Origin of the sequence: Secundilactobacillus collinoides DSM 20515 = JCM 1123 (assembly GCF_001435975.1) — a bacterium.
GTDB classification, from domain to species: domain Bacteria; phylum Bacillota; class Bacilli; order Lactobacillales; family Lactobacillaceae; genus Secundilactobacillus; species Secundilactobacillus collinoides.
The window spans coordinates 1-26,543 of the sequence record NZ_AYYR01000055.1; the positions used below are offsets into that span (position 1 = coordinate 1).

A 26,543-nucleotide genomic window follows, 5' to 3' on the forward strand; every position below is an offset into this window, starting at 1 on the left:
CTAGACCAATCATTGGAATAGGTCATTAACTGTTGCACTTGATTTGACACTTCGGGCGAAAAAAATAAGTATTATTTTGCGCATAAAAAAACTAACAAAAACTAAAATATGTCTGTATTTAGCCTTCGCTAGTTTTATTAGAAACGTTAGAATAATGTGTCACTTAGCGCACTATGGCGCTATATTTTTGTGTGCTTCAAAGAATGCTTCCGCATAGCTGCGGTCGGGAATGATTTTAAAGTCGTACGTCTTGGCCATCGAAATCGGTTTGGGAACCAGTTTCTTAGCGATTCCCTTGACCTGCGGTTCAGGTTCAACGGTCGTCCTTGCAATGGTCATGGTGCCTGGGGTATCAAAACTAAACTTAATTTCGGTGACAATATCGCCCGTTTTGTTCTTGTGATGGTAATTCCATCCCCTAAAGTCAGCGACTATCTGTTGCTCAGCCTCGCATCAAGTTGGAATACGAGCATCAAAAAACGCCGTCAAGAGCCATTCAAACATCGGCACGTCTGGCAACCTTTTGTTCGTTTGATTAATATTGCTGATTATAGCACCACAGGTACGCCTGACCACTAGCAGCATCAAAGCCGATTTTCGTCACACTGGTGTTACCCGGTTCCGGAAGTGCCATGAGATTGGCTGGCTGAACCGCCGTCATCGCAGCAGCCTTGACCGTAAACCCATGGGTAACCACAATAATGGCTTGATCAGGATACTTCGTGGCAAATTCAGTCATAAATGACTTCGCGCGGTCAGCCACTTTCTCAAAAGATTCGCCATGCGCGAGGTCGACATATGTTGGCAGCACATCGTGAAGGTTGTGGTCGAAAACATCTGGATATTGTTTCTCCAGATCCAGGTTCTTTTGACCGTCCCAGTCGCCATAAGAAATCTCTAACAACCGGTCATCGTAACTGATTGGCAGCTGCGCTTTCTCGTTTAAAACGGCGGCCGTCTTTCGTGTCCGGTTCAGGGGGCTTGCCACCACCTGGTCCGCAAAACTGATATCAAAATGATCCCGCAAATTGGCAGCCTGTGCCAGCCCCGTTTCGTTTAACTCGGTGATTGCCGTGTTCATGGTTCCTTGTTTTAAACCCCGAACATTCGCCGTTGTCTGCCCGTGACGGATGAAATAAAAGTCGGTCATAATGTGCCTCCGTTTTTCTTATTCTGTTGTTATTATGACATATTATTTCAGACACGTCTGCTAAAACCTGTTGACATAACTAAATTCCTCTGTTAAATTTTAATTAAAGAAACGGAGGCCGATAAACATGAATTTACACACAATTGACATTCAAACATCCTCCTCCTGGTCTACAGTTCCATCTATGTAGGCCCCTTTGGCAACGCCCAAAAAAGGTCTCACATAGGTGATTCATATCACACTGTGAGGCCACTGAATAAGTGATGATAACCGCCCTCACAGTGACTGCACTGTGAGGGCTTTTTTAGGTCCTATCTCAGGTCATAAAATTCTAATTGGAGGCAAATAGCCATGACAGTTTACAACTTCGCCGCTGGTCCGGCGACCCTACCCAATGAAGTGATCAACAAGATTCAAGCCGAGTTACCATCCCTGGAAGGATCCGGGATGAGTATTTTAGAGATTTCCCACCGCTCCACACTCTTTGACAACATCATCAACGGTGCCCAAGAAGACCTGCGCGACCTGATGGCCATCCCTGATAACTACGAGGTCTTGTTCTTCCAGGGCGGCGGAACCGGCCAATTTGCAGCGGTGCCGCTAAACTTAGCCACTGACCATCACCGCATTGCGCTGCTGGACAGCGGCCACTGGGCTGACCGGGCTGCCAAAGAAGCTGCTAATCTAGGAATCACAGTTGATACGCTGGCCACCACGAAGGCCGACCACTACCAGGAACTGCCCGTTTTACCAGCACCGTTAGCAACCGACACGTATGACTATTTGCACATCACCACCAATAACACGATTGAGGGCACAGCCTACCACGACCTGCCGGAAACAAACGGCACTGTGCTGGTCGGCGACATGTCTTCAAATATCACCGCACAACGCTACAACGTTTCTGACTTTGGTTTGATTTTCGCCGGCGTTCAAAAGAACATCGGTCCGGCTGGGGTCACCATTGTGATTGTCCGCAAAGACCTGATCAAAGAAATTCCGCACCTGCCAAGTATCTTAAACTATGACCTGTTTGCAAAGAAAAATTCGATGTACAACACACCAGCCGTCTTCTCAATTTATGCCACCGGTCTCGTGCTCAAGTGGATCAAGGAAAATGGCGGCGTCGATGAAATGCAGCAACGCAACGAAAAGAAGGCCAGCCTGCTTTACGACTATCTGGATCATTCAAAACTCTTCCACAACAACGTTAAACCAGCCGACCGCTCACTGACTAACGTGCCATTCATGACTGGTGACGAAGACTTGGATAAGGCCGCTATCGCCGACATGACCGCCCACGGCCTCATGAGTTTAAAGGGGCACAGAAGCGTTGGTGGTCTGCGTGCCAGTCTCTACAACGCCATGCCATTCGATGGTGTCCAGGCACTGGTTAACGAACTGTATACGTTTGAACGAGCTCACGTGTAGCCTATTGGAACGGTGCAACGCGTCAACTGACATGGCATCGTGATTTCAATATCACGTGTTGACCGTTGTTTGACCACATCACCGCGCTATGTAACGGACGCATTTATTAATTCATTAACTACTAAATAAACCCTAAAACCCAAAACTATCTAGGAGGAATTCGACATGCATCAAGTAAAAACCTACAACGCAATCGTGCAGGCCGGTTTAGACCGGTTTACGGACCAGTATCAAGTGAACCAGACCGACGACGCGGACGGCTATCTCATCCGTTCTGTGGACCTGCACGACCACGTCTTTCCAAAGAACTTGAAAGTTATCGCCCGTTGCGGCGCCGGCTTCAACAACATTCCGTTAGATAAAGCAACGGCCAATGGAACCGCCGTTTTCAACACTCCCGGCAGCAACGCCAACGCCGTTAAGGAGCTCATGGTGGCAATGCTGATTGCCTCAAACCGAAACCTGTTTGCGGCCGCTGACTATGCCGCCCACAACAGTGGTGCCGACATTTCAAAACGGACCGAACGCGACAAGACAAAGTTCAACGGCGAAGAACTGCTGGGCAAGACACTGGCTGTGATCGGTGTCGGCCACGTCGGGTCATTAGTCGCTAACGCTGCCAACCACCTTGGCATGAAGGTCATCGCTTATGATCCTTATTTGACGTCTGACGCTGCATGGCGGATCTCGACTGATATCCACCGGGCTCAAACCCTCGATGAAGCTATCAAACAAGCCGATTTCGTGACGGTTCACGTGCCAAAGAACAGTGAAACAACCGGCATGATTGGTGCCGAACAACTCGCAATCATGAAGCAGGGAGTGGCCCTCTTCAACTTTGCCCGCGGCGGCATCGTGGACAACGCAGCCGTTGTTAAAGCTCTGGATGCCGGCAAAGCCCGCACTTACTATACAGATTTTGGGAGTGATGAGATCCTCGACCGCAATGACGTTGTCGTGACCCCTCACATTGGTGGTTCAACCGCCGAAGCCGAAACGAACGGCGCGATTCAAGGCGCTGAAACGATCATGACCTACCTGGAAACTGGCAATATTTTAAACAGTGTGAACCTGCCAAACTTACAGGTTCCCTTCACAACACCTTACCGAATCACACTGATCCACAAAAACATCCCTAACATGGTCGGTCAGATTGCAACTGCCTTGGCCAACGCCAATATCAACATTGAAGGGATGAGCAACGCTGCCCGTGAGGACGTTGCATACACGGTGATCGATGTCAAACACCTGCAACAAGAAATTGAGGACGAACTGGTGACCCGGTTAGGTAAAATTGATGCTGTGTTCCGGGTTCGCATCCTGAAGAACCCAGCACTAGCGTAATACAGATTTAAGCGCCTTTAGATCCGCAGCTGCCGGTTCCTGCATCCTTGGAAACCGGCGGACGTATGACGGGTGGTACATGGCGAAGATTTTGTACTCCCGAGCCGTCCATTGATACGTTTGACCGTCCCAGTAACGAATTGCGTGTGTCAAACTTTCACCATGGACATCGCCAATCTTCACCGCGTTACCCAGTAACCGTTGTAACCCTGTATTTCCCAATGGCACGAGGAGGTCGTGGCCCTTTGGCAGCTTTGCTAGTTCATTATCTAGCAGAGGTGCAAAGGCTGCTTCCTCCTTTTTGCTTGGCTTCCGATCGCTTTTCCGACCGTTTTTCTCAGTGAACGGGCGCCCTTTTACGGCCCCGGTCATGTAGATTTGATCACGTGTAATACCAAGGGTCGTCAGCCACTCATTGAGTTTCTGGCCGGACGGTCCCATAAAACCGTGCCCCGTCTCCGCTTCAATGCGGCCAGGCGCCTCGCTGACTAACGTGAATTGCGGTTCTAACGTCCCTTCACCCGGAACAAAGCCTTCTAAACGCGGATTTTCTTCAATCAACTGCTTGGCTGTATTAATTTCTGCTGCCGTTAAAAACGTTGCCATACTACTGATCACCTTTCTGTGCACATTGTGCATAAGTTTGTGGATAACTTGTGGATAAGCTGTGGAAACTGTGTGGATGTGAATGTATATTTTTATCGGAAACGAAACTGAGATTCCTGAAAGCAATCCAATTTATCAGGTGCTACCAGTGTGTTTCGCGACTTTTATCTGTTTCAGTTATTGTCTATTTTACCCATGGCAAAAAGAATTCACAAGCTACGAAGTTATCCACAAAAAAGCACCTTCTCGCAAAGCGTATCGCGAAAGGTGCTTTTTTATGATTATTCTGCTAGTTTAACCGCTAACTGGCCACGTTTGATATCCGTAGTCGACAGGGGGTTCGCCCAAATGGTGGCATTGGTGACATCCTGGTATGAATAGATGTCATCGAATGCCAGCCCCGCGTACATCAGATCCGTTTTGTTCTTTGAATGGGTCAGTCCCAGCGTATGCCCCAATTCATGGGTCAGCACCCGGCTGTATTCAACGGTGCGCGCTGTATTGGCCGTTGTCGCATCGATGGTCGCGTCGGCTTTAGCCGCCGATAGACCAGTCTCTGGTGCTGTGCTGTACCGACGTTTCATATATTTATCGATAAAACTCAGTTGGCTGGTGTAATAGGACTTGTCCACCTGAATCGTCTTAGCTGCCGGCAGCCACCAGGCCATTTGATTGCCGTCGTTTGACTTGCCATCGCTGAGTTTCACGACCATTGTATGGTGTTTTTTAGTGCCCGCATAAAAAACTTTGGTGCCCAGCTTGCTGTTCCAATTCGCCATCGCCACCCTTAGACTACGGTGAAGCGCCTTGTTATGCGTTTGATCATAAACCCAAATATGGTCGGCACTGTTGTACGCCGTTTGGTAACTAAGATCGATCCCATAGGTCGTGATAAGGGCCAGTTCATGCTGCGCATAGTAACTGGCGGTATGGGCTAAAACGGCATGACTGGGTGTGGGCGTCGTAGTCGTTTTCGCACTTGCCGTGGTGTTGAAGCTGCTAACAACTAATAGACCAAAAACGACTGTCAGAACTAGTTTAAAGCGCCGCATCATGTTCACCCTCCTTTTACCTGGCTTAGCATCTAACGTAGAACCATCCCTCACTGTGCGAGATGATTAAAATACCATTTTAAGAAATGCAACCAGATCATCCGCGAGTTCACGTCCCTGTGGACTGTAAGTCATGACGTGGGGCGCATTCGGATAGTGATGATAACTCACCGTTGTCTGATTCTGTAACGTATCTGCCAACCTTGGGCCAACCGTGCGATCGATCAGCTCATCCGCATCAGGTTGCGCAATAAATGTCGGTTGTTTGATGACGTTTAGTTTGTCATGGATTGGCACAGTATAGTCCCGAATCCCCTGCAAGGTCAAGTTGATCTGTTCGTGCAAAAACGCCATTTTGGTGTCGATCGTCTCGGCTGAGATCCCGATTTTTTTATACCACGCCCGCGCATCCTGCAAGAATCGCTCGGCAACCTTACCGGTGTCAATTGGAAACAACGGTGTGCTGATAGTGCCGCCCGCCACGATATTAGACAATTCTTCCATGGCCTTCACCGCGAACAGACCACCCAGCGACTCGCCAAAAATAGCAATCTGGTCGTGGCCATCCGCCTTGAGCTGATTGACTGCTAGTTGGGTGTCTGCCCACCACTGGGTTGGATTACCCTTGAGAAAAATATTGGTCGGATCAGCCGTAGCGTGCCCGGAAAACGCGGGCCCGAGAACGGTGTAGCCTGCCCGCTGAACGTTTCGGCCGAGAATCTGGACATCCATTGGTGACCCGGCAAACGTGTGCAATAAAATAACCGCACTGTCACCGCCCTTAAAATAAAATGGTTGTGGTAAAGTGACGCTCATCCGAATCACTCCTCTCTGTTTCTTACTATCTCTATTTTACGCTATCAGCAGTCTTGGAGACAACTGCAAGCCTCTGACTTAGCTTTTAAAGTTTGCCACAAACAATCTAAGCATAGTCCAGTATCGATTTTCACCAATTATTTTTGACAACCGACTGGCAGCGAGCGCCACAAATCAAAAACTGGCACAGAAGCAAATTTGCTCCCGTGCCAGTCGTTAACCTGTTTATTCGTTTCTATTCAATGATCAATTAAGCTGATATAGTCAAAACGCACCGCCTGCGCAACCATTCCAGAAAGCAGGAATCGGTCACTCAGTCAAAACGAGCTCCGCAAATCAAAGTCCGCTTCTGCTCCAGCCTTCAACCGGTTTGTGCCGCTTTCTCATCATTCAGTTATGGCGTGCCGACTCTTCTCACCATTCAAAATGGTCCGAACATCGTCCAATGCAATTTCCACCATGTTATCCACAGCGGCATCAGTGTAAAACCCAACGTGTGGGCTAACGCTGACGTTCGGCATGGTCAGCAATTTTTCTAACGGGGCGTTGTTGAGCGCTTTGCCTCGCCAATCCTGACTAAAGATCTTGCTGTCGCCTTCGATCGTATCAATGCCGGCACCAGCGATTTCATGGTTTTCCAAAGCGGTCACTAAATCATCAGCCACCACAACGGGACCCCGCGATGCGTTGATGAAAAAGGCGGACGGTTTCATCATTTTAAAGACATCTGCATCGATCATGTGCATCGTTTCGTCCGTCAATGGCGTGTGCATCGTCACAATATCAGCCGTTTGGTAAACGGTTTTGTGGTCCGTATACGTCAGGGTATCACCGAGTTCTGGCCGGTGGATCGGGTCAGCAGCGATGACGGTGGACCCGAGAGCACGGAAGATCCGGGCAACGGCACTGCCGATTTTCCCCGCGCCGATGATGCCGATGGTCAGGTTATGAATCTCGTTTGCTTCGATACCGATCCAGCGAAAGTCCTGTTGCTTGCCGTTGGCGTGAGCGATCCCAAGATGACGCACTAAGTACATGACATGGGCGAGTACCAGTTCACTGACTGACCGTGGTGAATAGGCCGGTACATTCGTCACGACGAGATTGTTTTCTGCTGCCAACTTCAAATTCACGATCTCATAGCCGGTAATGCGCAACGTCAGCTGTTTGATGCCATACGCGTGCAATTTTTGGTAAATTACGGGCGCATCAATGGGCAAATGCTGCTGAACCACGATACCATCGTAGCCCTTGACGAGGTCGACTGTGTCTTCCGTCAGCGGGACCGTATTGGTGTCCACCTGAAATTCTGGATGCAGCCCACTCCAGTGCTTAACTGCCGCCTGTTCATCTTCCCGAACCGAAAACATTAATATTTTCATGATCAACCGCCCTTCGTTATTGTTTAAATTATTGGTTATCTGTGACGTACTGTTGAATTCGCTTGATAGCTTCCTTCAAGTTATCCGTGCTGGCCGCGTAACTGATCCGAACGTACCCTTCACCGCCGGGGCCGAATGAACTCCCGGCAATGACGGCCACTTTGGCCTTACGCGCTAAATCGTAACAGAAGTCAACGCTGTTTTGAATCAAGCCGGCAGGAATCTTTGCAAACAGGTAGAAGGCCCCGTTTGGACTGGCACATTCAAAACCAGCTTGTTGCAGGCCGTCAATCAACAGATCCCGCCGTTCTTGATAAACTGCACGCATCTTTTGGCCATCATCAGGTCCGTTCTTGAAGGCCTCTTCAGCGGCCGCTTGTGCGTTGGTCGTGGCGGAAGTAATGGCAAACTGGTGCACCTTTGCAATTTCAGTGACAACATCGACCGGTCCGCATAACAGGCCGATCCGCCAGCCCGTCATCGCATGCGACTTGGAAGCCCCGTTGAGCAGAACTGTTTGTTCGGGCAAAATCGATCCCATCGAAACGTGAGTGCCATCATAGGTGAGTTCAGAGTATATTTCATCACTGATGACAAAGATGTCGTATTGTTTGATAACGGCAGCCAGTTTTTCGAGATCTTCCTTCTTATAAGTGACCCCAGTCGGGTTGTTCGGGAAGTTCAGGACAATGGCCTTAACCGTGTCCTTGTTGGCCTCAATGGTTGCCTGTAATTTTTCTGGGGAAAGAACGAAACCGTTATCGGATGTGTCAACAAAGATCGGTGTGCCGCCGTTTAAGATGGTCACTGGAATGTACTGTGGAAAAATCGGTGTTGGGATAATAACGGAATCACCGGGGTTCAAAATGGCAGTTAATGCTGAAAAAATACCCTCTGTTGCCCCAGTTGTGACCAGTAATTGCGTATCCGGATCATAGTTCAAATCATACTTACTGTTTAAGAAGTGCGCCGCCGCTTTCCGTAACCCTTCAGTCCCGCGAGAATCAGTATAGTGGCTATCGTTATTTTCAATTGCCTTGATAGCAGCCTGCTTCACGTGATCCGGGGTGTTGAAATCTGGTTCACCCAACGTCAATTTGACGATGTCTGGAATTGAAGAAATCTCCTGATTGAACGCCAGGATAGATGATGGTTGAATCTGTGCTAATTCTTTCTTCATTGTCTTTGATAAACGACTCATTAAAACCACTCCTTAGATAGTTAAAGACCCCTGCGGTCACGGCATGACTGCAGGGGTCTCATGGTTTCATCCCACACAGTCAGTCCCTGATCTGTGCGGTCGGTTTGCATTAATGACAAAATGCTCTTGGCGCTTCACAGATCAGCTCTGGAAAAACCAAAAGTAATAACGGCTATTCAGTTGGATAATAGTAGGTAATTGCATCATTAAGAACTCCTCAGAATAGATGATAGTTCTATCATAACATTTTCATCTTGTTCGTCAAGGTGGTTGTGAATGCTGTCACTTTTTGTTCAGTTCGGAGGCGACCGTTTTCAAATACCGTTGTAGTCCGCAATTTGACACAAGACTAAAGTAACTCGCGTATCAGTCCCGGACCAGGTCACAGCCGCTACCTGATACTGCCCAAACCAACCGAGTGACAAATCGCAGATTGTAACGAACGCAAGCGCAAATCAAGCACATCATTTTTCAGCAGATTACAAACATGACACAAATGTAAGTAGACTGTAAACTGGCTGTTTTCATACTGTTTTATTGTTACGTTAGACTTATAGTATACAAACAGACAATCAAAAAAAGGGGAATTCCATGAAAAATCATCGTTTAATGAAGAAAATCTTTGCAGGGAGTTTAGCACTCGTGAGTGCGCTGACTATTGGTAGCTCAGCTTTTGCTTCAGCAACTAAAATTGCCGACGTGTCACAGTACCAAGGATCGATCAACTGGTCGAAAGCCTCAAAGGTGCTCAAGTTGGCGATTATTCGGGTCAAACATGGGAACTCGGGTGATTCCGACTACACCATCGATTCCAAACGCAATACCAATGCGAACGGTGCCAAGAAGTACGGGGTCCCGTTTGGTCAGTACGACTACGTTGAATTCAACAGTACTGCAGACGCTGTCAAGGACGCTCGTCAGTTCTACGCCCTTTCTAGTTCCAACGCGAAATTTTACGCGCTGGATAACGAACACCGGGTCTCAAGCGTGAAGGGTAAGGAACAAACTTACGTTAACGCTTGGTTATCAACGATGCGCAGCCTGACTAACAAGCCAGTGATCTATTATTCATACCAGAGTTTCGTCAGTTCACACAGTATCAGCACCTCGAAGTTTGACGGAACTTGGATCGCCAACTACTCAGCAAAGCCAAACGTCTCAACCGACCTGTGGCAATACACAAGTTCAGGCAGCGTTTCCGGTATCAGCGGCAATGTCGATCTGAGCAAGGTCGTTGACAGCAAGACCGTTTCAAGCTGGTACAACTACACCAGTAAAGCCACTTACATGACCAGTATCAAGTCGGGGACCAAGGTTTACGCCACCCGGGCAATCAACCGTTACAAGACAGCCAACCTGACCGGTAAGGTTGCCAGCGTAAAATACAATACGGCGCTGACTGCTAAGTCAATCGTGAAATCATCAAATGGTACGGCGCGCATTCTCTTGACCAACGGTACTTACATCACCGCTAACAAGGCATACGTGCAGACCCGTTAAAATCAAAATAAAGAACGCTGAAAACGATATCCAGCCCGCTTATAATAGTGGTATTGGATGTCGTTTTTTCTTACGCTTTTTCATTGCTTACTTTTAATAAGTGTGTCATACTGACATAAAATTTGAACTCGCCCGGAGGTGGCCAACATGGTAAAAACAGACTTAATTGGGCTTCATCACGTTACCGCGATCACATCTAGTTCACCGAAAATGTTTCAGTTTATGACCGAGATTCTCGGCCTTCACCTCATTAAAAAAACCGTTAACCAAGACGATGTTGCTTCCTATCATCTTTATTTTACCGATGACATGGGCACTGCCGGCACCGACATCACGTTCTTCGACTTTCCTGGTCTTGGACACGGTATGCCAGGCAATAACAGTATTTCACGGATCGGCTTCCGGGTGCCAAACGACGCCGCAATTGATTACTGGGTGCAGCGGTTTGACGAAAACGACATTAAACACGATGCTGTAACCACGCAATTTGATGCCAAAACCCTCTTTTTTTATGATTTTGACAATCAACGCTATCAGCTTGTTTCTGATGAGACTAATGACGGGGTCGCGGGCGGCACACCATACCGTCACAGTCCGGTGCCCGATGAAGTCGCCATCACCGGCCTGGGACCAATGGTGATCACACTCTCCCACCCCGAACAGCTCAACCCGATTTTGACCACAGTCATGGGCTTTAACGTGATTGCGGTCGAAGGCAGTCAAACGTTATACGAACTGCACCACGGCGGTCACGGCGCACAAGTTATCGTTAATTTTGATTTGATGACGTCAAACGCGCTGCAAGGCTATGGCAGTGTACACCATTTGGCCTTTAGAACCAGCGACCATGACACACTTGAATACTGGATCAATCGGCTTCAGAAAGCGGGTTTGCACGACTCCGGGTTTGTGGAACGCTTCTACTTCCAATCAGAATATTTCCGAGCAGCTCCCGGTGTATTGTTTGAGATTGCCACCGATGGCCCAGGCTTCTTAGTTGATGAAACGTACGAAGAGGCCGGGCGTCACTTGGAACTGCCGCCGTTTCTCGAACCGCAACGAGCCGCCATCGAGGCCGACCTCGTGCCGTTCAACACGGAGGCCGCTGATGAGTGAGACCGACCTGCATACGGCTTACTTTCCAGGTCAGCAAAAACTGGCACCGGTTTTAATGCTGCATGGTACCGGTGGCGATGAAAGTGACTTGTTGCCGCTTGCGACCTTTCTGCTGCCGCAACACCCCACCTTTGGCATTCGCGGTCGCATTACCGAAGGCGCCGGCGCACGGCGGTACTTTATCCGCAATCGTGACGGCAGCTTTAACCTGACCAACATTAGCCAGGAAGCTGACTGGTTATGGCAATCGGCGGCCACTGTGGCTGACGAGCATCTTCTTGACCCGCAACGATTAATTGTCCTGGGGTTCTCCAACGGTGCTAATATCGCTGCCTATTCACTGCTGCATAAGCAGCCACCCTTCAAAACCGCGATTCTGCTGCATCCAATGCTGATTGAAGAACAGCCGTCGTTACCCGATTTGAATGGCGTGGCAGTCTTTGCCAGTTTTGGCGACCTTGACCCAATCGTTAAAGAAAGCAATTTTGACCAACTCATTACAGCACTCAAAACGGCAGGGGCTGATGTCACTGTGTTCAAAAATCATCAGTCGCATCGCCCTTCTCAAGCTGAGTTAGCAGCCGCCAAGCAATGGCTGTCAGTGCATTAATGCAATAACCTCATCGTTGCCACTTACGATGAGGTTATTTAGTTTAAGAATAATTAAATATCACAATAATACACAAACATGTGTTCCTTTCTGCATTGAATTGTGCTAAACTGAACCCACATTTATTGGAGGCGATTTGCTCATGTTATCAGAAAAATTACGCGAAGTTCTCTCACACGAAGGCGTTGTGACCATCATTACTACTGGTGATACCTTAGCCGTGACAAATACCTGGAACTCCTACCTCACCGTCGATGACGATACGATCTATCTGCCCGCAGCCGGTATGCACAGCATTCAAGAAGCCTTGAAGACTGACAACAGTTTGTTGTTAACCGTTGGTAGTAAGGACGTTGCTGGCACCCAAGGACCGGGGGCCGGTTTCCACATCACTGGCAGGGGCACCTTCTTAGAAGAAGGCCCCGAATTTGACGCTAAAAAGGCCCAATTCCCGTGGCTGACCCGCGTCCTGCAAGTCGACGTGATTAAAGCAGAACAGAAGATCTGATTCAAAGCAAGTGGCGCAAACCGATTTAAAACTGGTACAGAAACGGACTATTTTATAAAATCCCAGGTTTGGATTTTATAAAATAGTCCGTTTTTAGCAAGTTTTTGATTTGTGAACGCTTTTAAACGCAGCTGTCTGGAAATCGTGCTTTTAAATGATCTCCTTGATTGCCCATAGGAAAAGAATGAGATGAACAGCGCTTTTGCTGATAGAACTGTTGCGTAAGTCTATTTGATGCCGATTTATTCGATCAGACGCTGCACCTCCCGTGCCATTGCTAACTCCTCGTCAGTCGGAATCAGCAGCACGCGGGCCGTGCTGTCGGCCGTGCCCAAATCGCCCGTTGCCCCCGCCTTGTTCAATTGCGGATCCAGTTTAATGCCTAACACTGCCAACCGATCAATGATGGCTTGCCGAATCAGCTCATCTTTCTCACCGATTCCACCAGCAAATACCAGCGCATCCGCCCCGCCAATCTCCGTGTAGTACGCTCCGACAAGTTTTACAGCTTGGTTGACAAACATGTCGAGTGCCAAGCGTGCTCGTGGGTTATCATCGGCCGCGTCGTGCAGGTCTCGCATATCCGAGGACACACCTGAGACCCCCAGCAGTCCAGAGGCCTGATTCAGTTTTAGCAAGACTTCTTCCGGCGTCCGAAACCCTAACCGCTTCATCAAATACGGTATCAGGCTTGGATCCACGTCGCCGCTTCTGGTGCCCATCAGCATGCCGGTCACTGGGGTCAGCCCCATGGAAGTATCAAACGGTTTTCCGTTCTTCACCGCCGTGATGGAGGCCCCACTGCCAAGGTGCATGGTGATAACGCTCGTTTGATCAAGCGACTTGTGCAGCATCGCAGCTGCCTGTTGGGCCAGATAGCGGTGTGAGATACCGTGCTCGCCATATCGTCGAATCTGAAAGTCTTTCGTCCAGTCGTATGGAATGCCATAAATGGCGGTCTGTTCTGGCAGGTCCGCAAAGTAGGTGCTATCAAACACTGCGTACTGGGTGACTTGCGGTAATTTGTCGGCTAACAACTCAATACATTTCACCTCTAGGGGGTTATGCAGCGGCGCCAGTTCGCTCAACTCACGCAACTGTTCAATACACGCGGGTGTGAGTTCAACGGATGATTGAAACACTGTCCCGCCCGCAACTACTCGGTGGCCGACTGCCTGAATATCGTTTAACGATTCAACGATGTGCAATCGGGTTAACCGCTCGAGGATGCGATCAATGGCCGTCACCTCATCCAGTTTCCCCACAATTTCCTTTGTTTTCTCGCCACGAACGTTGACCTTCACGATTGACCCTGGGAGGTTCAACCGTTCCACTTGTCCATTTGCTACCACGTGCTCCGAGGGCATTTCAATCAGCTGCCACTTCATTGAAGAGCTGCCAGCATTCACTAAAAATATCGGCTTCATCGCGCGCACCTCCGTTTTCTTTTATTGTACTAAATTTAAAGTCTGGATGGTTAATGTTCACACTTAAGTCTAGAAGGTTTCTTTTTTAATTCACAAAAGTGACTTAATTTAAAGTATGAGCGCCAACACTCATTTCCCGTTAAGTCTTGTTAATCGTGTGCCTTCGTTCCACCAGTTGACATGGTTGTTCACCTGAATAATCAGCGAGAAAGTCTGAGAAAAAGGAAACACGCGTCCACAGTGCCGTCTCTAGTGCAAGTCAGATTATGTCTTTAACAACCAAAATAGACACGGTTTGTTTTATAATGAGCAATTTGATTGAACCCGTCTGCTAAGCATGATAAACTTGTTTTGCGCGAAAGAAACCGGTTACATATCCCTAGCAATTATTCGTTCACATTCAAGTGAAAACACATAGAAAAAGGTCGTTTGAGAAATAATAGTTCTCAAACGACCGATTTTTAGTTTCTCGTTAATTTTGGAAAGACTAGTTTGACCAAATGATGCCAGCCCGCGGCAATCAACAATGAAATGATGACGCCTAACAGCCAGAGTATCAAGGTATGGTTCAATGCCGGGACCATCGCGAGGACATCGATCACTGCCTGATGCATGTACAGAATCGGTACGGCATACCAGCTCAACGGTCGCAACCAGTTGAGCCAGCCCTTTTTATACAAAGCTTCCGCCATGATGCACAGTGCCAAAGCAACCATTAATGGTACATAGAAGGCCATGTACGGTGTTTTGATTGTGTGTGTCTTCAGGTAGAGGACAAAGTTCAACCCCCACTCAAACCGGCAAATTGCCAAGATAACGAAGATAATCGAAATCGCAGTGGCAAAGAATGCCTTGTTCTTCAACTGGCTGTAATACCGATAGCCATGATATCCACAGAGCATCCACAGGGTCGTCATCAAAACTAGGTCGGCAGCCCACGGCGTCGTAGGTTCGCCCATGAAGCCAACGCTGCCATAGCTGATACCAAGCGCAAACATGGTGATGGCAATGAAAAACTGCGTAAATGTGTCGGTCCAAGTGATCAGCAGTTCCACAACCAGGAACGTCAACGCCATCACGGTAAAGAACCACATCATCGTGAGATCGCCGTTCAGCGCAGACCCGCCATAGATCAACCTAAGAAAATAGTGGGCGGTAAAGCCCCATGAATCCCCGTGGATGACATGACTGGCAAAAATCAACAGCACACCAGCGATTAAGTACGTGGATGCCATTGGTAACAATCGTTCTCGAACAAATTGCCACATCGCCCGCCAGTTTCGTGCTAAGGGTTTGAGTGTCAGCCCACCCATAATAAAGAATAGCGGCATGTGCCACCAGTAAATCACAATGTAGAGCGTGCTGGCGGGGTGATTAGTTTTAATCGATGGAAATAACGCGTGCCCCAATACCATCGCAATGACCCCCACTGCAATCACAAGATCCGTCCAAGGGGCCTCCTTTGAAAGTTGCCGTTCACTATGTTTCATCCGCTTGTCTATAACATCCTTTCTGGTGCTCGGTACACTGATCGTGCAGGTAACAATTGCTCGATTGGAGCGATTATGTAGCCGGACCGCCATCGGACAGTCCGGAAATGTGATTCATTTCAGGTCAGGCAGTTCGTTTCCCAGCCCGTTGCCTGATAGGTTTGACGCGGTTATTCACCCAATGAACATCTTTTAGTAGAACGCTAAAGCCCTCGTCCAATACTTGCCGTTAACCAAGTAATAGGTCGACGTTTTACCATTAATAACGGAAACGCGGCGAGCCCGCTTAGTAATCGTTACCGTCCGCGAACTCAGGTCCGCAGTAGTCCCCTTGTTCTTAGCAAGTTTCGGATCATTAAAGACCAGTGTGTAAATTGGGTACTTTTTCAGGGTCGTCAACGTCTTGTCATAGGTTTCATAAGTAATCTTATCAAACTTCAGCGCACCAGCACGAACCCAGTATTTTCGAGCGCTAGTACTTGAACTGAACCGGATTCGGTACCACTTGCCTGACGTTGCTGTCGCCCGTTCGTCAACGTAGACGATGCCGGACTTCTTTGCGTTAGCCCAACCATCCTTCTTGTTATACAGATACCAGCCTTTATGACCTTTGACATGGTTGTATAGCCCATATTTCTTAGCAGCACTCGTGACCAGTTTTGCGTACTGATTGCTTGCTCCGGCGGCGTAAGTTTCTGTCTTGTTGGTAGCAGTGCCGCCCTTGTACTTCCCCGTCAATTTTGTTTTCAACTTCGAGGTGTTCTTAACATCAGTGGTGCTGACCTTGGTTGACGTGTTATTCGTATTGTTACTCATTGTCAAGTCACCAGAACTTAACCCATTTGAAAGTACAAACGGAATGTCCGGTTTAGAAGATGTGATTTTATTTCCTGTGACCTTAATTTACTAATCCCGCCGCCCTTTGAATTATCAAAGTAAATGTACCGGTTATCAGGATCGAGGTTCACAAATTTATTGTTGGTAATTTGGATGTTTGAAATAGCGATGTTTGAAATACTGTTGGTGATTCGAATATAGTTTCCGGAGCCCAACGCATTCACGTTTTCAAACGTGTTACCGCTAATGTACAGATTGTTGACCATAATAAAGTGAATATTGGCACCATCACCGCTATCATCCAGCAGTGGTTTGGCATCCTGCACAAAGTTACCAGTAAAGTGAATATCGTGGATCAGACCATGAACACCTTTTTTATATACAACGTGTTCGCCAATCGGGTTAGGCGCGAACGATTTCACAGCACCCGAAGCCTTAGAGAGCGGAATAAAGTTGTTGTTCGTGACGTTAATATCATATGATGCCAAATCATCGTATTTATCCCCGCTGACATGATAAGACATCGCCTTCGTATCCGAGTAATCGACTTGGATAGCCTCTTTGTAATCAAAATCAGTTGACGCGTTGAACCCGGTAAACGTTGAATTTGTAATATCAACGTTGTGGCTCCCGTCAATATCAATATAGTGCCCAGTAGGAGATTCACAATTATCAAAGGTACAGCCATCGAAAGTCACATTTTGAGCATGATTCATACTTTGGACAAAGACACTTTGCCCATCGGTGGAGTTATAATCACCTTCGAAAGTTGCATTTTTCCATGTCACATTCGAAATACCGCCATCATAACCGGCACTCGGACTAGGATAAGCAAAAGCCATTCGATCACCATTTGCAATTTTAAAAATGGCACCATCATCAAAGTCAAACGTTATATTAGAATGCAGCTCAATCGCCTTTAAATCGTCATTAGTAAATAAATAAGTCCCTTTTGGTACGTGAATTGTCACGTTATCTTCCGCAGAATAAGCATTAATGATGCGCTGCAACGTGGCCGAATTGTCGGTCTTACCGTCTGCCTTCATCCCCTGATTCACAGCATTAACGGTGGTCGCAGCATGTGCAACAATAGCGCCCTGATTAACTTGATGATTTGTGCCAACGTTAGCAAGCGAAAAGCCGCCAACTGTCCCCAAAAGCATCAAGCCAAGTATGTACTTACCTGGCTTCTTCATATTTTGACACCCTTCCTCAAATTCATTCTAATCAACACAACACTCGAATCACAACCATTGTACCGAATGGATGGGGTAAATCGCAAATTTTAACCAAAACGTTAAAAAAATTTATGTTGCTGTCATGTTTCAAGTGTTAAAATAGTGTCTTTTGGTGTGCGCCGCTTTCAATAAATGTTACGCAGTCATTCAAAACAAAAAACACGCGATCAGTGATCCGATCCCGTGCTCAATTTCAATATAAATGAGAAATAACTAGAAAACTTCTTTATCGACATACTTCTGCGGCAGACTATCAAAATCATAGTGCTTCAGTCCCTGGATATCATCCTTGCCGCTAAAAAACGCAGTGTAGGATTGTGCCAACATCAAGTTCAGTTTCTTGCTTTCGTCGAACTGAACTAAAACAACGGGTACACCAGCTTGAAATGCTGTGCCGATTTCAAAAACCGTGCCTGAATCCGGTTCGTTTTCCTTAGTCTCCTCAAACTGGAAGTCCAAAATAGCGACCACTGCGTCCGCCTTACGAACCTGCCTAACATCACTATTGAATGTCGCAACCTGCCACTTGAAACTGCCGAATTCCAGATCCTCATGCTGGTGTTCAGACGGAATGAAGATGCCGTCTTCAGCAATCGTTTTGTTGGCGCGTAATAAACTCACAACTTCATTAACTCGGTCGTTTTGACCATCACTAAAAAATGGTGCTGCTAAGTAAATTCGGTTCATCGGTATTGGCCCCTTTATTTTTGATACCTTAAGCATACCACAGAACACCTTTTTCAAGTCGAACATTCCCGAATTCTAACGGGACTGTTACCTGAAAAGACGAACTTAAATTCCACCCGTAGACAAAAAAAGCGTCAATCCCAAACGGGGTCGGCGCTATTTTTGTGTGCGTAATCGGCAAAATCACGTACCAACAAGTATTTAGCAATTTCATAGTAGCTGATTTTGAAAGGGTGTGCAATTAAAATTTGATTAGAAATTACAAAAAAGCCCAATTTGTTGCCTAAATCACCCATTATTTTAAGAAAGACCACCGGCTTCATTCACATAAAACACAAACCAATCACAAACTAATTAATTAATCATTCGTTTTTTCTGTAGATTCCTATTGACAACTGCCCAAAACGGTGATTAAATGAATGTCATATTAATATTTTAATCATTTTCTCATTTTACATTTTCACCAATACATATCAAAGGAAGTCTTACATATGAGTAACGCTAATTCTGCTACGGCTGATACTGAGAAAATGTCAGTCATGGATTATGTCTATAAGGTCTCTGCCGGTGTTTCAAACGCCGTGCTGGTCATGTTGGGAATCGGGTTGCTGACCCAATCCATCGCCAATTTCGTTCACTGGACCGCGCTTTATCAGGTTGGTTCAATTGCCCAATGGTTACTGGCACCAGCATTTGGTGCCGCTGTTGCATCGCAACTGAAAACAAACACGCTGGTGATGTTCAGTGCCATGATTTCATCAACTGTTGGTGCTAACGCTGTTTACTTCACCAGTGCTAACATGCACGCGGCGACCGCTACTGGGAACAAAATGGTTGAGGCTGCCCAATCCGGGATCTTCACCACTGGTCAACCTATCTCAGCCGTTGCTGCCGGCTTAGTTGCTGTGCTCGTTGGGAAATACCTGACTGGTAAAACGCCGCTCGACATGATGCTGGTGCCATTAGCGGCCACGCTGATCGGCTCGATTGCCGGGTTGGCACTTGCGAGTGTCACCACGCCAGCTTTGAACTGGTTGAGTGCCTTTATTGCTCAGTCCATGAAAGTTAACCCATTGATCGGTTCCGTATGTGTTGCATTGGCATGGTCACTCTTCTTGATGACCCCAGCGTCCTCAGCGGCCCTCGCCGTTGCGGTTATGCTGGACCCACTGTCATCCGGTGCCGCTTTGATTGGGACGACCGCACAGTTCGTCGGCTTTACCGTTATCTCATGGCGTCAAAACAACTTGGGTGCTAACATCGCTCAGGGTGTCATCACACCAAAAGTTCAATTTCCAAACTTGCTGGCTAACCCAAGATTGGCGATCCCATCATTCATTGCCGCGGGGGTTTCAGCGCCGATTGCAACGCTGTTCTTCCACTTCAAGGTTTCATACACCTTGGCCGGCCTCGGCTTGAACTCACTGATTGCCCCAATTAACTTGGCATCAAGCAATATGAGCATGTTCCTCGCCTACATTGCAATGGGCATCGCCGTTCCAGCCATCATCTCCTTGGTCGTTTACCGTGTCCTTCTTGCCTTCCACTGGGTTAAGGACCGTCAACTGCACCTCGAAATCGTTTAAGCTATTCGGTAATACGTACCTTCAAACTTATTCAGTACGTGTCACAACAATTCAACAAAACATTAGAAAATCAGGACGTCTGCCAGTGTGGTGGGCGTCCTGATTTTTTAATGTCCTTCATTAATGAGGTCAACACAAGTGAACCCTGTCGCTCCGTGCCGCTGTTCGGCTCAGCAAGCTCAGTTCCACTGCATTGACACTTGCAAACAGGACTGCCAAACGGCTAAAGTTTCTCCCAAGCTGAGGCGCCAATCGAAGGAAACAGCGGTACAATTCGACCAATCTGCTTTGCGTCCAAATGAAACTCAATTGCAGGCAGCAGGGTGTCGATGGCATCATCCGCTTTTTCGCTGACTTCAGTTGCGCCAACCAGTTTCTGGTCATCGTCGAACATCAAGAAACTGTCGCCAATGGTCTGTTTGTCCACTTGACGATACCAGTCATCCGCAATGTGGTTGCGCACGATCTTGCAGTCTTTTTGTTCAGCATAGGCCACGCTGATGCCCGCCTTTGCGATTCTTGGCGAGGTAAAGACAACGGATGGGATAACCGGATAATCAATTGGCCCAGTTTCCTTACCGGAAAAGACCTGTGATAAATACTTGGATTCGAAAATAGCTGTCGGTGTCAGCTTAGGCTGCGTCTTATTAATAACATCACCCGAGGCATAAATATTATCGATGCTCGTCTGTAAATGATCATTGACAGTGATCCCCTTCTCGGTATAAGCGACGCCAACGTTATCCAGTCCCAGGTTTTCAACGTTGGGAATGCGTCCAGTCGCATCCAGAACGTAATCAACAGCTAACGCTTCGTCATCACCATAGGTCACAATAGTCTGGTCACCGTTTTCTTCTAAACCGCTGACGTTCGCTCTTGGTACAAATTGAACACCACGGGTACTCAAATCATCGACTACCTGTTGGACAAACGGTTGGTAAAACTGGCGCAAGGCAGCATCACCGTGCATCAAGACCGTTACATCAGAACCGGCAGCGTTAGCAATCGTTGCAAATTCCATACTGATGTAACCTGACCCAAGAATGGCCAAGTGCTTTGGTAATTTTTGCAGGTTCATAAAATCAGTGCTGTCGTGAGCCAGCTCGGTCCCGGGAACATCAATATGGTTTGGACGCTGCCCCATGGCAAGCACGATTTTTTCGCCGGTCACACGCTGTTTGCCGTTGATTTCAATCGTATGATTGTCAACCAGTACACCATGGCCAGTCAGCAACGCGATGCCAGACTGAGTCATCAGCCCGGCAATCATCTTCGGCAGGCCATCAATCACGGCTTGTTTATTCGCCACATTTTCAGCCCAATCAATGGAAAGGTTCCCGTTAACGATGCCGTTTAATCGTTCAGCTAACCGCGTTAAGATAACTGGCTGATCCAGTGTGATTTTCGCATTACAACCACGATTGGGACAGGTTCCACCAATTAAACCGCTTTCAATCACGCCTACCTTAACCCCGGTAGCCGCTAATGGAATTGCCCCATCAAACGTTGCGTGGCCACTTCCAAGGTACAGCACATCATAATCGTATTTTGTCATTGTTGGTTACTCCTTTTCTAGTGTCAAATGCCTACGTTGAACTCAGAATACACTAGCATCAAGCAGAAATTCAATTAAAAAGCCTAGACTGAAAGGGCCGGTAGAGAATTTTAACCAAACCACAAAAAACGAGCTTATAAGACACCCATGAACCGTTTACCAATGACGGAAAATTCGTAGCCGCGATGACGCCACGTATAATTAACTGACACGTACGCCAAACAGCCATTTTCGGCCAAAACAAGCGGCCCCTCTGAAAATTCCGAATGGCTTTTTTAGAGAGTCCGCTTGTATTTTAGGCGTCAAACCATCTTTGGTTCACCCTGTTACTTTGTTTTCATTAATAACGATCATTATCCTGCTGCTCGCCCTGCATCATGCCCAGGACATACCCCTCATCAAACTCGCCATCGGCATATGAGGCACCACCGCCGCCCTTGCCGCGATTGTGCCATAAGAAGATGATAATCAGCAGCAAAAAGCCGCCGAAGATCACAAAAAAGATACCGCTGATGATATCGCCACGAAAGTCAGCCCACGATAAACTATCGTGATTCATTGCCTTTTGCGAGATAATTCGGTTACTGACCCTGCTGAAAACTTGAACGGCAGCGCTAATTTGCGTGTCCGTGTCATTGGATTTGAGCTTGTCTTTCAGATCCCATTTCAACAGATCGAACTTCATATCGCTGAAGTACTCATCAGTCACACCACTGCCCGAAACAGCGATGCGGTGGTCTTTCAAACCAACCACCATCACGTTTCGCTGATTGCCCAGTCTAAAACGTTTCATATAATTAATATCATAGTCGTATGATTCCGAATCCCACGTGCGCGTTTGGCGGTCATTCCAGGTATCACCAATGCTGTTAGCATAGCTGGCACCGTTGGGTGTGCCGGACAAGTTGTCACCATCAACGGATTCATTTGACGGAATCCTGTCAGCAATGTACAGCGACAAAAATTGGCGCCGTTTCCCCTGTTTCATTTTCTGATTCAGCCGCATAATTTGCTGGTACTGTGCGTTCGTCAGCACCTCATGCTGCTCGTAAATGTACGGTCCCAGATTAGGATCTTGAATTTTCGCAAATGCGCTTGATCCGCCGCTGATAATCACAATTGCCATGGCCAGCACCCCTACCAGCCAAGGTATTCCTTTAATCTTCATAGCATCGTCTCCAATTAGGTTACACCTCTAGTATACGGATGATGACGGCACAAAAAAAGCGCGATTTATAAAAAAATCACACTTGTTTAAGACTACTATTCAGATTGGTTTCGATGCCGTTCTTTTTCTCGCGCAGCATAACCGTCAGCGTACATTTCGTCCATGTCGGATGGCTCACCGCTACGTCTGCGATGACACCAGGCATAACGCCCAATAATCGCTAAAATAATGATGAACGCACCGAGAATCAGCCAGCCGTATAAATCAGTCCGAAAGTCTGCCCATGTCAGACTCTGACCGGCCACGGCTTTGTCTGAACTAATTTTTGCAGCAACTCGATTAAATAACTGCATTGCCGCCGCCATTTGTGTGGCCTCGTTAGTTGAACGTGACTGCCGATTCAGTCCCCACATCAATTGTGAATACTTGAAATCAGTGAAGTAGGATTCAGTACCCCGGCTTGGTGCAAACCCAATTCGGTGATCCTTCACGCCCACAATAATGATGTTCTGTTCACTTTGCAACTGGGCCGCCTTATCGTTATCAATGTTGTTCCCAAGTTGGGTCTGCTGTCGCTGCCACGCACTCAGTACTTCAGTCCCAAATGTTTCGCCAAATGGGGCACCAGAGCTCGTAACATAACTATCGCTCACACCTTCAGGCACCCTGTCCGTAACGTACAGACTAATTGTTTGCGGGTACTTTTTTTGTTTTAATTTTCGATTGACCGCCATAATGTGGTCGTACTGGGTGGTGGTCAGCGCGTCGTTATTTTGATAAACGTACGGCCCAAGGTTGGGTTGCTGCACCTTCGCCAACGCCTGACGACCACCGCTAAACAAAATTGCAACCATTACCAGCAACCCCACCAGTAATGGTCTTCCTTTAATTTTCATCGTAATCGTCTCCCATTAATCTACCCATTTAGTATACTTGGTTGCGTTCCAAGAATAAATAGGTGACCGATAGAAAATGAAAACGTAATATACTGCAACATCCCGTTGATTTGTGACCCGCAAGTCTGTTGTTGTTGAACAGTGGTTTAAAAAGGTTGGTAGCGATTACCATGAGCTTATCTTGCAATCGTTTTATATTTTGTAACCAAAATGTAACTTATGAAGTTCCTTTTCACTTTGGTATGATAACCAACATTGTGAATCAATAACACCACTTTAAAGGAGTAACAAGATGCCAAGAAATTTAAAAGAAGAACTACTGTTTACCGCAATGATGGCCGGCCTGATGGTTTTTGGAATGGTCGCCTATAACGTTGCGCTCGCCCAAGGATTTGCCGGCACCTACATGCTGGACGTTCTTGCCGAATATCCAGGTGGCCTCGCCGTTGCCGTTGTCCTGGACCTGCTACTCGTCGGGCCCATCGCCAAGAAACTTGCCTTTCGCTACATTATTAATGACTACATGAAACGTCACACCTTCCTTATCGGGATCACAATTTCCGTCATGATGGTGCTCGGGATGGTCTCCTGCATGTCCCTGTTTGGCTTGATCATGGCCCACAACTTTGCGGGCAACATCTGGATCAACTACCTGCACACTTGGGGCTTCAACGTCATCGTTGCCCTGCCATTGCAACTTGCTATCGTTGGGCCGATTGCCCGGACTGTGCTTGGAAAGGTTCAGGGTGGCAGCGATGCCCGTCAGGCTGAGGTGAAGAACCCGACTGAACAAATCGATTAATCATCGCAGTCATTTTTCTCAGCGATGTCTACCGCGAAAAGTAGGACTAATGGTCGCTAACATGATATATCTAACACAAAAGTGACTTAGTCGGGCAATCGACTAAGTCACTTTTGGTTATCATACAGATTCCCGGGGCAACCGTATTCTGATTAAATTGGTTGATCTCAATTCTTAAAGTTACTTAAATGTCACCTGAAGCATCTGTTCACCATGTTTTACCTCAGTGAGGTTTGACTGTGCCATCTCGGTGATTCGATTTGGCTGCGTGAAGAACATTACAGCGACGTCATCGTAACCCGCCTTCTTGATCAAGTCACGGTCAAAGGTCATCAGGAGATCTCCTGCATGAACGGTCTGCCCATCGGTGTAGTGCGAAACAAATCCTTCGCCACGCATGTTAACAGTCCCAATACCAACGTGAATGACAGCTTCCAGACCATTGTCAGACACAAGGCCCAGCGTATGACGAGTCGAGAAAGTGAACTTAATAGTCCCATCAAACGGCGCATACAATTGACCATCTTCCGGTTGAATAGCGAACCCTTTTCCAGCAGCCATATGGTCATCAAATGTTTCAGCCAGCGTGTGAACCTCCCCATCAACCGGAGCCAGAATAATGTCTGTTTTTTCAACTGCAGTAATTTCTGAGTCGGAATCAGCATCAGCATTTACTTTACCAGCTGCTAATTTTGCTTGCAGTTTTTCAACAATGCTGGCATGAACTTTTTCAGTAATTTTAACTTTCCAGAGGAAAATAACAAGCGATAGGATGGCGCAAAACAGTGGAATGTAGAAAGCAAAAATTTCAAATGAATGAATATCTTTGGATGTCATATCTGCAGCTGTGGCACTTCCCGTCATTCCAGCAAGCAAAGCAATAGAACCAACGATACCGTTTGACAAGGCACTCGAAATCTTATCAATCATTGGCCGAATCGTCAACGTTACAGCTTCATTCCGGTTCCCATTCTTCAACTGACCATATTCAATAGAATCAGTCAAAGTCAGTACAGTTACTAGTTGTGCATACGTAAAGTTGAACAATACCAGTCCAACAATGACCAGTGCCATATTTGACCGTGCGAAGATGAAAATCAGGTAGGAAAGAATCATTGAACATTGCCCAATGCTGAAAAGCACTTTTCGTGTAATAAACTTGTTCAAAATCGGGTATAACGGTGACCCTAGGAACCCAACGATGGTCGCCACGACACCGGCAACCCAGTAAGCACCCGGTTGACCAAGGACAAACTTAAACAGGTAATAGAGCACCCCATTTGTGGCGACGTAAGCAATCGAGTACATCAAGTAAGCAAGACTCGTCCATAGAATCTGATCGTTGCGAATGATACCAAGGAAAACATCTTTAATGCTGGTCTTCCCACTGGCGGCTTCACGAATAACGTTCGTTTTTTCAGTTGTTCCAAAGAAAACAGCCAGTGCTGAAAGAATGGCAAAGATCGAAATGATGATTGCAAATGCTAGCCACCCTTGTGCACCTTGGGTGTGTTTACCAGTAGCTAAATAAGTAAAGTATGTCGTAACAGGCACAACGATAATGGTTAAGCCGTTCCAGCCTAACGTCCCCGTGAAAGATCCTAACGCGGTGAAAATCCCACGTTCACGTGAATCTTCACTGATAGCGGGGACCATTCCCCAATAAGAAACGTCACAGAGTGAATAAAACACATCAAGCGCGATAAATAAAATTACAAACGCAATAGCGAACACGATGTAATTTACCTTGACCAATCCGAAAATCCCAGTAAACAGGATAATCAGCAGAATGGCACTGGTAACGCCCCCAATAACCTGCCAGGGCCGAAACTTGCCCCAGCGTGTGTGCGTATTATCAACGACATTCCCCAGGATGGGATCCACAACAACTTCTGCTAACCGAATGATCACCACCAGCGTTGTGATCATCCCAATCAATTTATTCGCAATGCTTGTCGGAATTCCACTGAACATTCCGCTTGTCACATAGATGATAAAGTAGGTACTCATGGCCCCATAAAATGCAGAGTGGCCGAAGTTCCCAAAACAAAAGGCGATCCGTTCAGTCCATTGTTTACCCGTCAGGTGTTTCTTTTTGCCCGACGCCTGTGCAGTATTTTCCATAATTTATTACCTCTTTA

At 47.2% G+C, this 26,543-nt stretch carries 24 protein-coding genes; 8 read left to right on the forward strand and 16 right to left on the reverse strand.

Annotated elements, in window-relative coordinates; translation table 11 throughout:
* Nucleotides 1-171 precede the first annotated feature (171 nt).
* Entirely contained in the window at nucleotides 172-435 is a 264-nt protein-coding gene (locus FC82_RS17180; RefSeq protein ID WP_082620307.1) for an N-acetyltransferase, read from the reverse strand.
* Between the two features lie 100 nt (nucleotides 436-535).
* The gene (locus FC82_RS10250; protein ID WP_054759542.1) at nucleotides 536-1,150 is read right to left on the reverse strand and encodes a histidine phosphatase family protein; all 615 of its coding nucleotides are present in this window, start codon (nucleotides 1,148-1,150) and stop codon (nucleotides 536-538) included.
* 351 nt (nucleotides 1,151-1,501) lie between these two features.
* Between FC82_RS10250 and serC the strand changes: the two genes are divergently transcribed.
* Both serC and FC82_RS10260 read left to right on the forward strand, forming a co-directional pair.
* Nucleotides 1,502-2,581, forward strand: coding sequence for a 3-phosphoserine/phosphohydroxythreonine transaminase (serC, locus tag FC82_RS10255; protein ID WP_056996936.1), 1,080 nt, complete (start codon nucleotides 1,502-1,504; stop codon nucleotides 2,579-2,581).
* A 165-nt stretch (nucleotides 2,582-2,746) separates the two neighbouring features.
* On the forward strand, nucleotides 2,747-3,925 hold the full coding sequence (locus FC82_RS10260) for a phosphoglycerate dehydrogenase (RefSeq protein ID WP_056996937.1): 1,179 nt from the start codon (nucleotides 2,747-2,749) through the stop codon (nucleotides 3,923-3,925).
* Here FC82_RS10260 and FC82_RS10265 read toward each other — a convergent pair.
* The 5 genes from FC82_RS10265 to FC82_RS10285 all read right to left on the reverse strand — a co-directional run bounded on the left by FC82_RS10265 (nucleotide 3,917) and on the right by FC82_RS10285 (nucleotide 8,982).
* Complete coding sequence (locus FC82_RS10265) at nucleotides 3,917-4,531, reverse strand: uracil-DNA glycosylase (protein ID WP_054759540.1); 615 nt, start codon at nucleotides 4,529-4,531, stop codon at nucleotides 3,917-3,919. The genes FC82_RS10260 and FC82_RS10265 overlap by 9 nt on opposite strands.
* A gap of 281 nt (nucleotides 4,532-4,812) precedes the next feature.
* Nucleotides 4,813-5,586: a matrixin family metalloprotease gene (locus FC82_RS10270; protein WP_056996938.1), complete on the reverse strand. Its 774-nt coding sequence runs from the start codon at nucleotides 5,584-5,586 to the stop codon at nucleotides 4,813-4,815.
* A 63-nt stretch (nucleotides 5,587-5,649) separates the two neighbouring features.
* Entirely contained in the window at nucleotides 5,650-6,399 is a 750-nt protein-coding gene (locus tag FC82_RS10275) for an alpha/beta hydrolase (protein WP_056996939.1), read from the reverse strand.
* Between the two features lie 386 nt (nucleotides 6,400-6,785).
* Complete coding sequence (locus FC82_RS10280) at nucleotides 6,786-7,784, reverse strand: D-2-hydroxyacid dehydrogenase (RefSeq protein WP_175279658.1); 999 nt, start codon at nucleotides 7,782-7,784, stop codon at nucleotides 6,786-6,788.
* Between the two features lie 25 nt (nucleotides 7,785-7,809).
* A complete protein-coding gene (locus tag FC82_RS10285) occupies nucleotides 7,810-8,982 on the reverse strand; it encodes an aminotransferase class I/II-fold pyridoxal phosphate-dependent enzyme (RefSeq protein ID WP_056996940.1) in 1,173 nt (390 codons plus the stop codon).
* A 591-nt stretch (nucleotides 8,983-9,573) separates the two neighbouring features.
* Here FC82_RS10285 and FC82_RS10290 point away from each other — a divergent pair.
* The 4 genes from FC82_RS10290 to FC82_RS10305 all read left to right on the forward strand — a co-directional run bounded on the left by FC82_RS10290 (nucleotide 9,574) and on the right by FC82_RS10305 (nucleotide 12,716).
* Complete coding sequence (locus FC82_RS10290) at nucleotides 9,574-10,482, forward strand: GH25 family lysozyme (protein WP_054759531.1); 909 nt, start codon at nucleotides 9,574-9,576, stop codon at nucleotides 10,480-10,482.
* Nucleotides 10,483-10,629: 147 nt separating this feature from the next.
* The gene (locus tag FC82_RS10295; RefSeq protein ID WP_054759530.1) at nucleotides 10,630-11,598 is read left to right on the forward strand and encodes a ring-cleaving dioxygenase; all 969 of its coding nucleotides are present in this window, start codon (nucleotides 10,630-10,632) and stop codon (nucleotides 11,596-11,598) included.
* Complete coding sequence (locus tag FC82_RS10300) at nucleotides 11,591-12,208, forward strand: alpha/beta hydrolase (RefSeq protein ID WP_054759528.1); 618 nt, start codon at nucleotides 11,591-11,593, stop codon at nucleotides 12,206-12,208. Before FC82_RS10295 ends, FC82_RS10300 begins: the two co-directional genes overlap by 8 nt.
* Before the next feature lie 142 nt (nucleotides 12,209-12,350).
* Nucleotides 12,351-12,716, forward strand: a complete 366-nt coding sequence (locus tag FC82_RS10305; RefSeq protein ID WP_056996941.1) for a hypothetical protein — start codon at nucleotides 12,351-12,353, stop codon at nucleotides 12,714-12,716.
* 242 nt (nucleotides 12,717-12,958) lie between these two features.
* On the opposite strand, the gene FC82_RS10310 is transcribed toward FC82_RS10305, so the two are convergent.
* From FC82_RS10310 to FC82_RS10325, 5 genes are all read right to left on the reverse strand, one after another.
* Nucleotides 12,959-14,143 (reverse strand): acetate/propionate family kinase, encoded by a 1,185-nt coding sequence (locus FC82_RS10310; RefSeq protein ID WP_056996942.1) that lies wholly within the window; start codon nucleotides 14,141-14,143, stop codon nucleotides 12,959-12,961.
* Between the two features lie 461 nt (nucleotides 14,144-14,604).
* Complete coding sequence (locus FC82_RS10315; protein WP_056996943.1) at nucleotides 14,605-15,633, reverse strand: acyltransferase family protein; 1,029 nt, start codon at nucleotides 15,631-15,633, stop codon at nucleotides 14,605-14,607.
* Between the two features lie 192 nt (nucleotides 15,634-15,825).
* A complete protein-coding gene (locus tag FC82_RS17185) occupies nucleotides 15,826-16,455 on the reverse strand; it encodes a hypothetical protein (protein WP_235809214.1) in 630 nt (209 codons plus the stop codon).
* Nucleotides 16,456-16,466: 11 nt separating this feature from the next.
* Nucleotides 16,467-17,666, reverse strand: coding sequence for a glycoside hydrolase family 55 protein (locus tag FC82_RS10320; protein WP_235809215.1), 1,200 nt, complete (start codon nucleotides 17,664-17,666; stop codon nucleotides 16,467-16,469).
* 255 nt (nucleotides 17,667-17,921) lie between these two features.
* The gene (locus FC82_RS10325) at nucleotides 17,922-18,395 is read right to left on the reverse strand and encodes a nucleoside 2-deoxyribosyltransferase (RefSeq protein ID WP_056996944.1); all 474 of its coding nucleotides are present in this window, start codon (nucleotides 18,393-18,395) and stop codon (nucleotides 17,922-17,924) included.
* A gap of 491 nt (nucleotides 18,396-18,886) precedes the next feature.
* Between FC82_RS10325 and FC82_RS10330 the strand changes: the two genes are divergently transcribed.
* Nucleotides 18,887-19,981: a PTS sugar transporter subunit IIC gene (locus tag FC82_RS10330; protein WP_054759521.1), complete on the forward strand. Its 1,095-nt coding sequence runs from the start codon at nucleotides 18,887-18,889 to the stop codon at nucleotides 19,979-19,981.
* A gap of 223 nt (nucleotides 19,982-20,204) precedes the next feature.
* On the opposite strand, the gene FC82_RS10335 is transcribed toward FC82_RS10330, so the two are convergent.
* From FC82_RS10335 to FC82_RS10345, 3 genes are all read right to left on the reverse strand, one after another.
* The gene (locus FC82_RS10335; RefSeq protein WP_056996945.1) at nucleotides 20,205-21,536 is read right to left on the reverse strand and encodes a dihydrolipoyl dehydrogenase family protein; all 1,332 of its coding nucleotides are present in this window, start codon (nucleotides 21,534-21,536) and stop codon (nucleotides 20,205-20,207) included.
* A gap of 340 nt (nucleotides 21,537-21,876) precedes the next feature.
* On the reverse strand, nucleotides 21,877-22,704 hold the full coding sequence (locus FC82_RS10340; protein WP_056996946.1) for a hypothetical protein: 828 nt from the start codon (nucleotides 22,702-22,704) through the stop codon (nucleotides 21,877-21,879).
* Nucleotides 22,705-22,799: 95 nt separating this feature from the next.
* The gene (locus tag FC82_RS10345) at nucleotides 22,800-23,600 is read right to left on the reverse strand and encodes a hypothetical protein (RefSeq protein WP_056996947.1); all 801 of its coding nucleotides are present in this window, start codon (nucleotides 23,598-23,600) and stop codon (nucleotides 22,800-22,802) included.
* A 292-nt stretch (nucleotides 23,601-23,892) separates the two neighbouring features.
* Here FC82_RS10345 and FC82_RS10350 point away from each other — a divergent pair, with 292 nt between their 5' ends.
* Nucleotides 23,893-24,402: a DUF2798 domain-containing protein gene (locus FC82_RS10350; protein ID WP_054759513.1), complete on the forward strand. Its 510-nt coding sequence runs from the start codon at nucleotides 23,893-23,895 to the stop codon at nucleotides 24,400-24,402.
* 180 nt (nucleotides 24,403-24,582) lie between these two features.
* Here the strand turns inward: FC82_RS10350 and FC82_RS10355 are convergent, their stop codons facing one another.
* Nucleotides 24,583-26,526 (reverse strand): sugar MFS transporter, encoded by a 1,944-nt coding sequence (locus FC82_RS10355; protein ID WP_056996948.1) that lies wholly within the window; start codon nucleotides 26,524-26,526, stop codon nucleotides 24,583-24,585.
* Between the last annotated feature and the right edge of the window lie 17 nt (nucleotides 26,527-26,543).

Excerpts from the sequence above, each read along its gene's own strand:
- FC82_RS10250 (WP_054759542.1), bottom strand. The coding sequence starts at position 1,150 with ATGACCGACTTTTATTTCATCCGTCACGGGCAGACAACGGCGAATGTT.
- serC (WP_056996936.1), top strand. The coding sequence starts at position 1,502 with ATGACAGTTTACAACTTCGCCGCTGGTCCGGCGACCCTACCCAATGAA.
- FC82_RS10260 (WP_056996937.1), top strand. The coding sequence starts at position 2,747 with ATGCATCAAGTAAAAACCTACAACGCAATCGTGCAGGCCGGTTTAGAC.
- FC82_RS10265 (WP_054759540.1), bottom strand. The coding sequence starts at position 4,531 with ATGGCAACGTTTTTAACGGCAGCAGAAATTAATACAGCCAAGCAGTTG.
- FC82_RS10270 (WP_056996938.1), bottom strand. The coding sequence starts at position 5,586 with ATGATGCGGCGCTTTAAACTAGTTCTGACAGTCGTTTTTGGTCTATTA.
- FC82_RS10275 (WP_056996939.1), bottom strand. The coding sequence starts at position 6,399 with ATGAGCGTCACTTTACCACAACCATTTTATTTTAAGGGCGGTGACAGT.
- FC82_RS10285 (WP_056996940.1), bottom strand. The coding sequence starts at position 8,982 with ATGAGTCGTTTATCAAAGACAATGAAGAAAGAATTAGCACAGATTCAA.
- FC82_RS10290 (WP_054759531.1), top strand. The coding sequence starts at position 9,574 with ATGAAAAATCATCGTTTAATGAAGAAAATCTTTGCAGGGAGTTTAGCA.
- FC82_RS10295 (WP_054759530.1), top strand. The coding sequence starts at position 10,630 with ATGGTAAAAACAGACTTAATTGGGCTTCATCACGTTACCGCGATCACA.
- FC82_RS10300 (WP_054759528.1), top strand. The coding sequence starts at position 11,591 with ATGAGTGAGACCGACCTGCATACGGCTTACTTTCCAGGTCAGCAAAAA.
- FC82_RS10305 (WP_056996941.1), top strand. The coding sequence starts at position 12,351 with ATGTTATCAGAAAAATTACGCGAAGTTCTCTCACACGAAGGCGTTGTG.
- FC82_RS10310 (WP_056996942.1), bottom strand. The coding sequence starts at position 14,143 with ATGAAGCCGATATTTTTAGTGAATGCTGGCAGCTCTTCAATGAAGTGG.
- FC82_RS10315 (WP_056996943.1), bottom strand. The coding sequence starts at position 15,633 with ATGAAACATAGTGAACGGCAACTTTCAAAGGAGGCCCCTTGGACGGAT.
- FC82_RS10320 (WP_235809215.1), bottom strand. The coding sequence starts at position 17,666 with ATGAAGAAGCCAGGTAAGTACATACTTGGCTTGATGCTTTTGGGGACA.
- FC82_RS10325 (WP_056996944.1), bottom strand. The coding sequence starts at position 18,395 with ATGAACCGAATTTACTTAGCAGCACCATTTTTTAGTGATGGTCAAAAC.
- FC82_RS10330 (WP_054759521.1), top strand. The coding sequence starts at position 18,887 with ATGAGTAACGCTAATTCTGCTACGGCTGATACTGAGAAAATGTCAGTC.
- FC82_RS10335 (WP_056996945.1), bottom strand. The coding sequence starts at position 21,536 with ATGACAAAATACGATTATGATGTGCTGTACCTTGGAAGTGGCCACGCA.
- FC82_RS10340 (WP_056996946.1), bottom strand. The coding sequence starts at position 22,704 with ATGAAGATTAAAGGAATACCTTGGCTGGTAGGGGTGCTGGCCATGGCA.
- FC82_RS10345 (WP_056996947.1), bottom strand. The coding sequence starts at position 23,600 with ATGAAAATTAAAGGAAGACCATTACTGGTGGGGTTGCTGGTAATGGTT.
- FC82_RS10350 (WP_054759513.1), top strand. The coding sequence starts at position 23,893 with ATGCCAAGAAATTTAAAAGAAGAACTACTGTTTACCGCAATGATGGCC.
- FC82_RS10355 (WP_056996948.1), bottom strand. The coding sequence starts at position 26,526 with ATGGAAAATACTGCACAGGCGTCGGGCAAAAAGAAACACCTGACGGGT.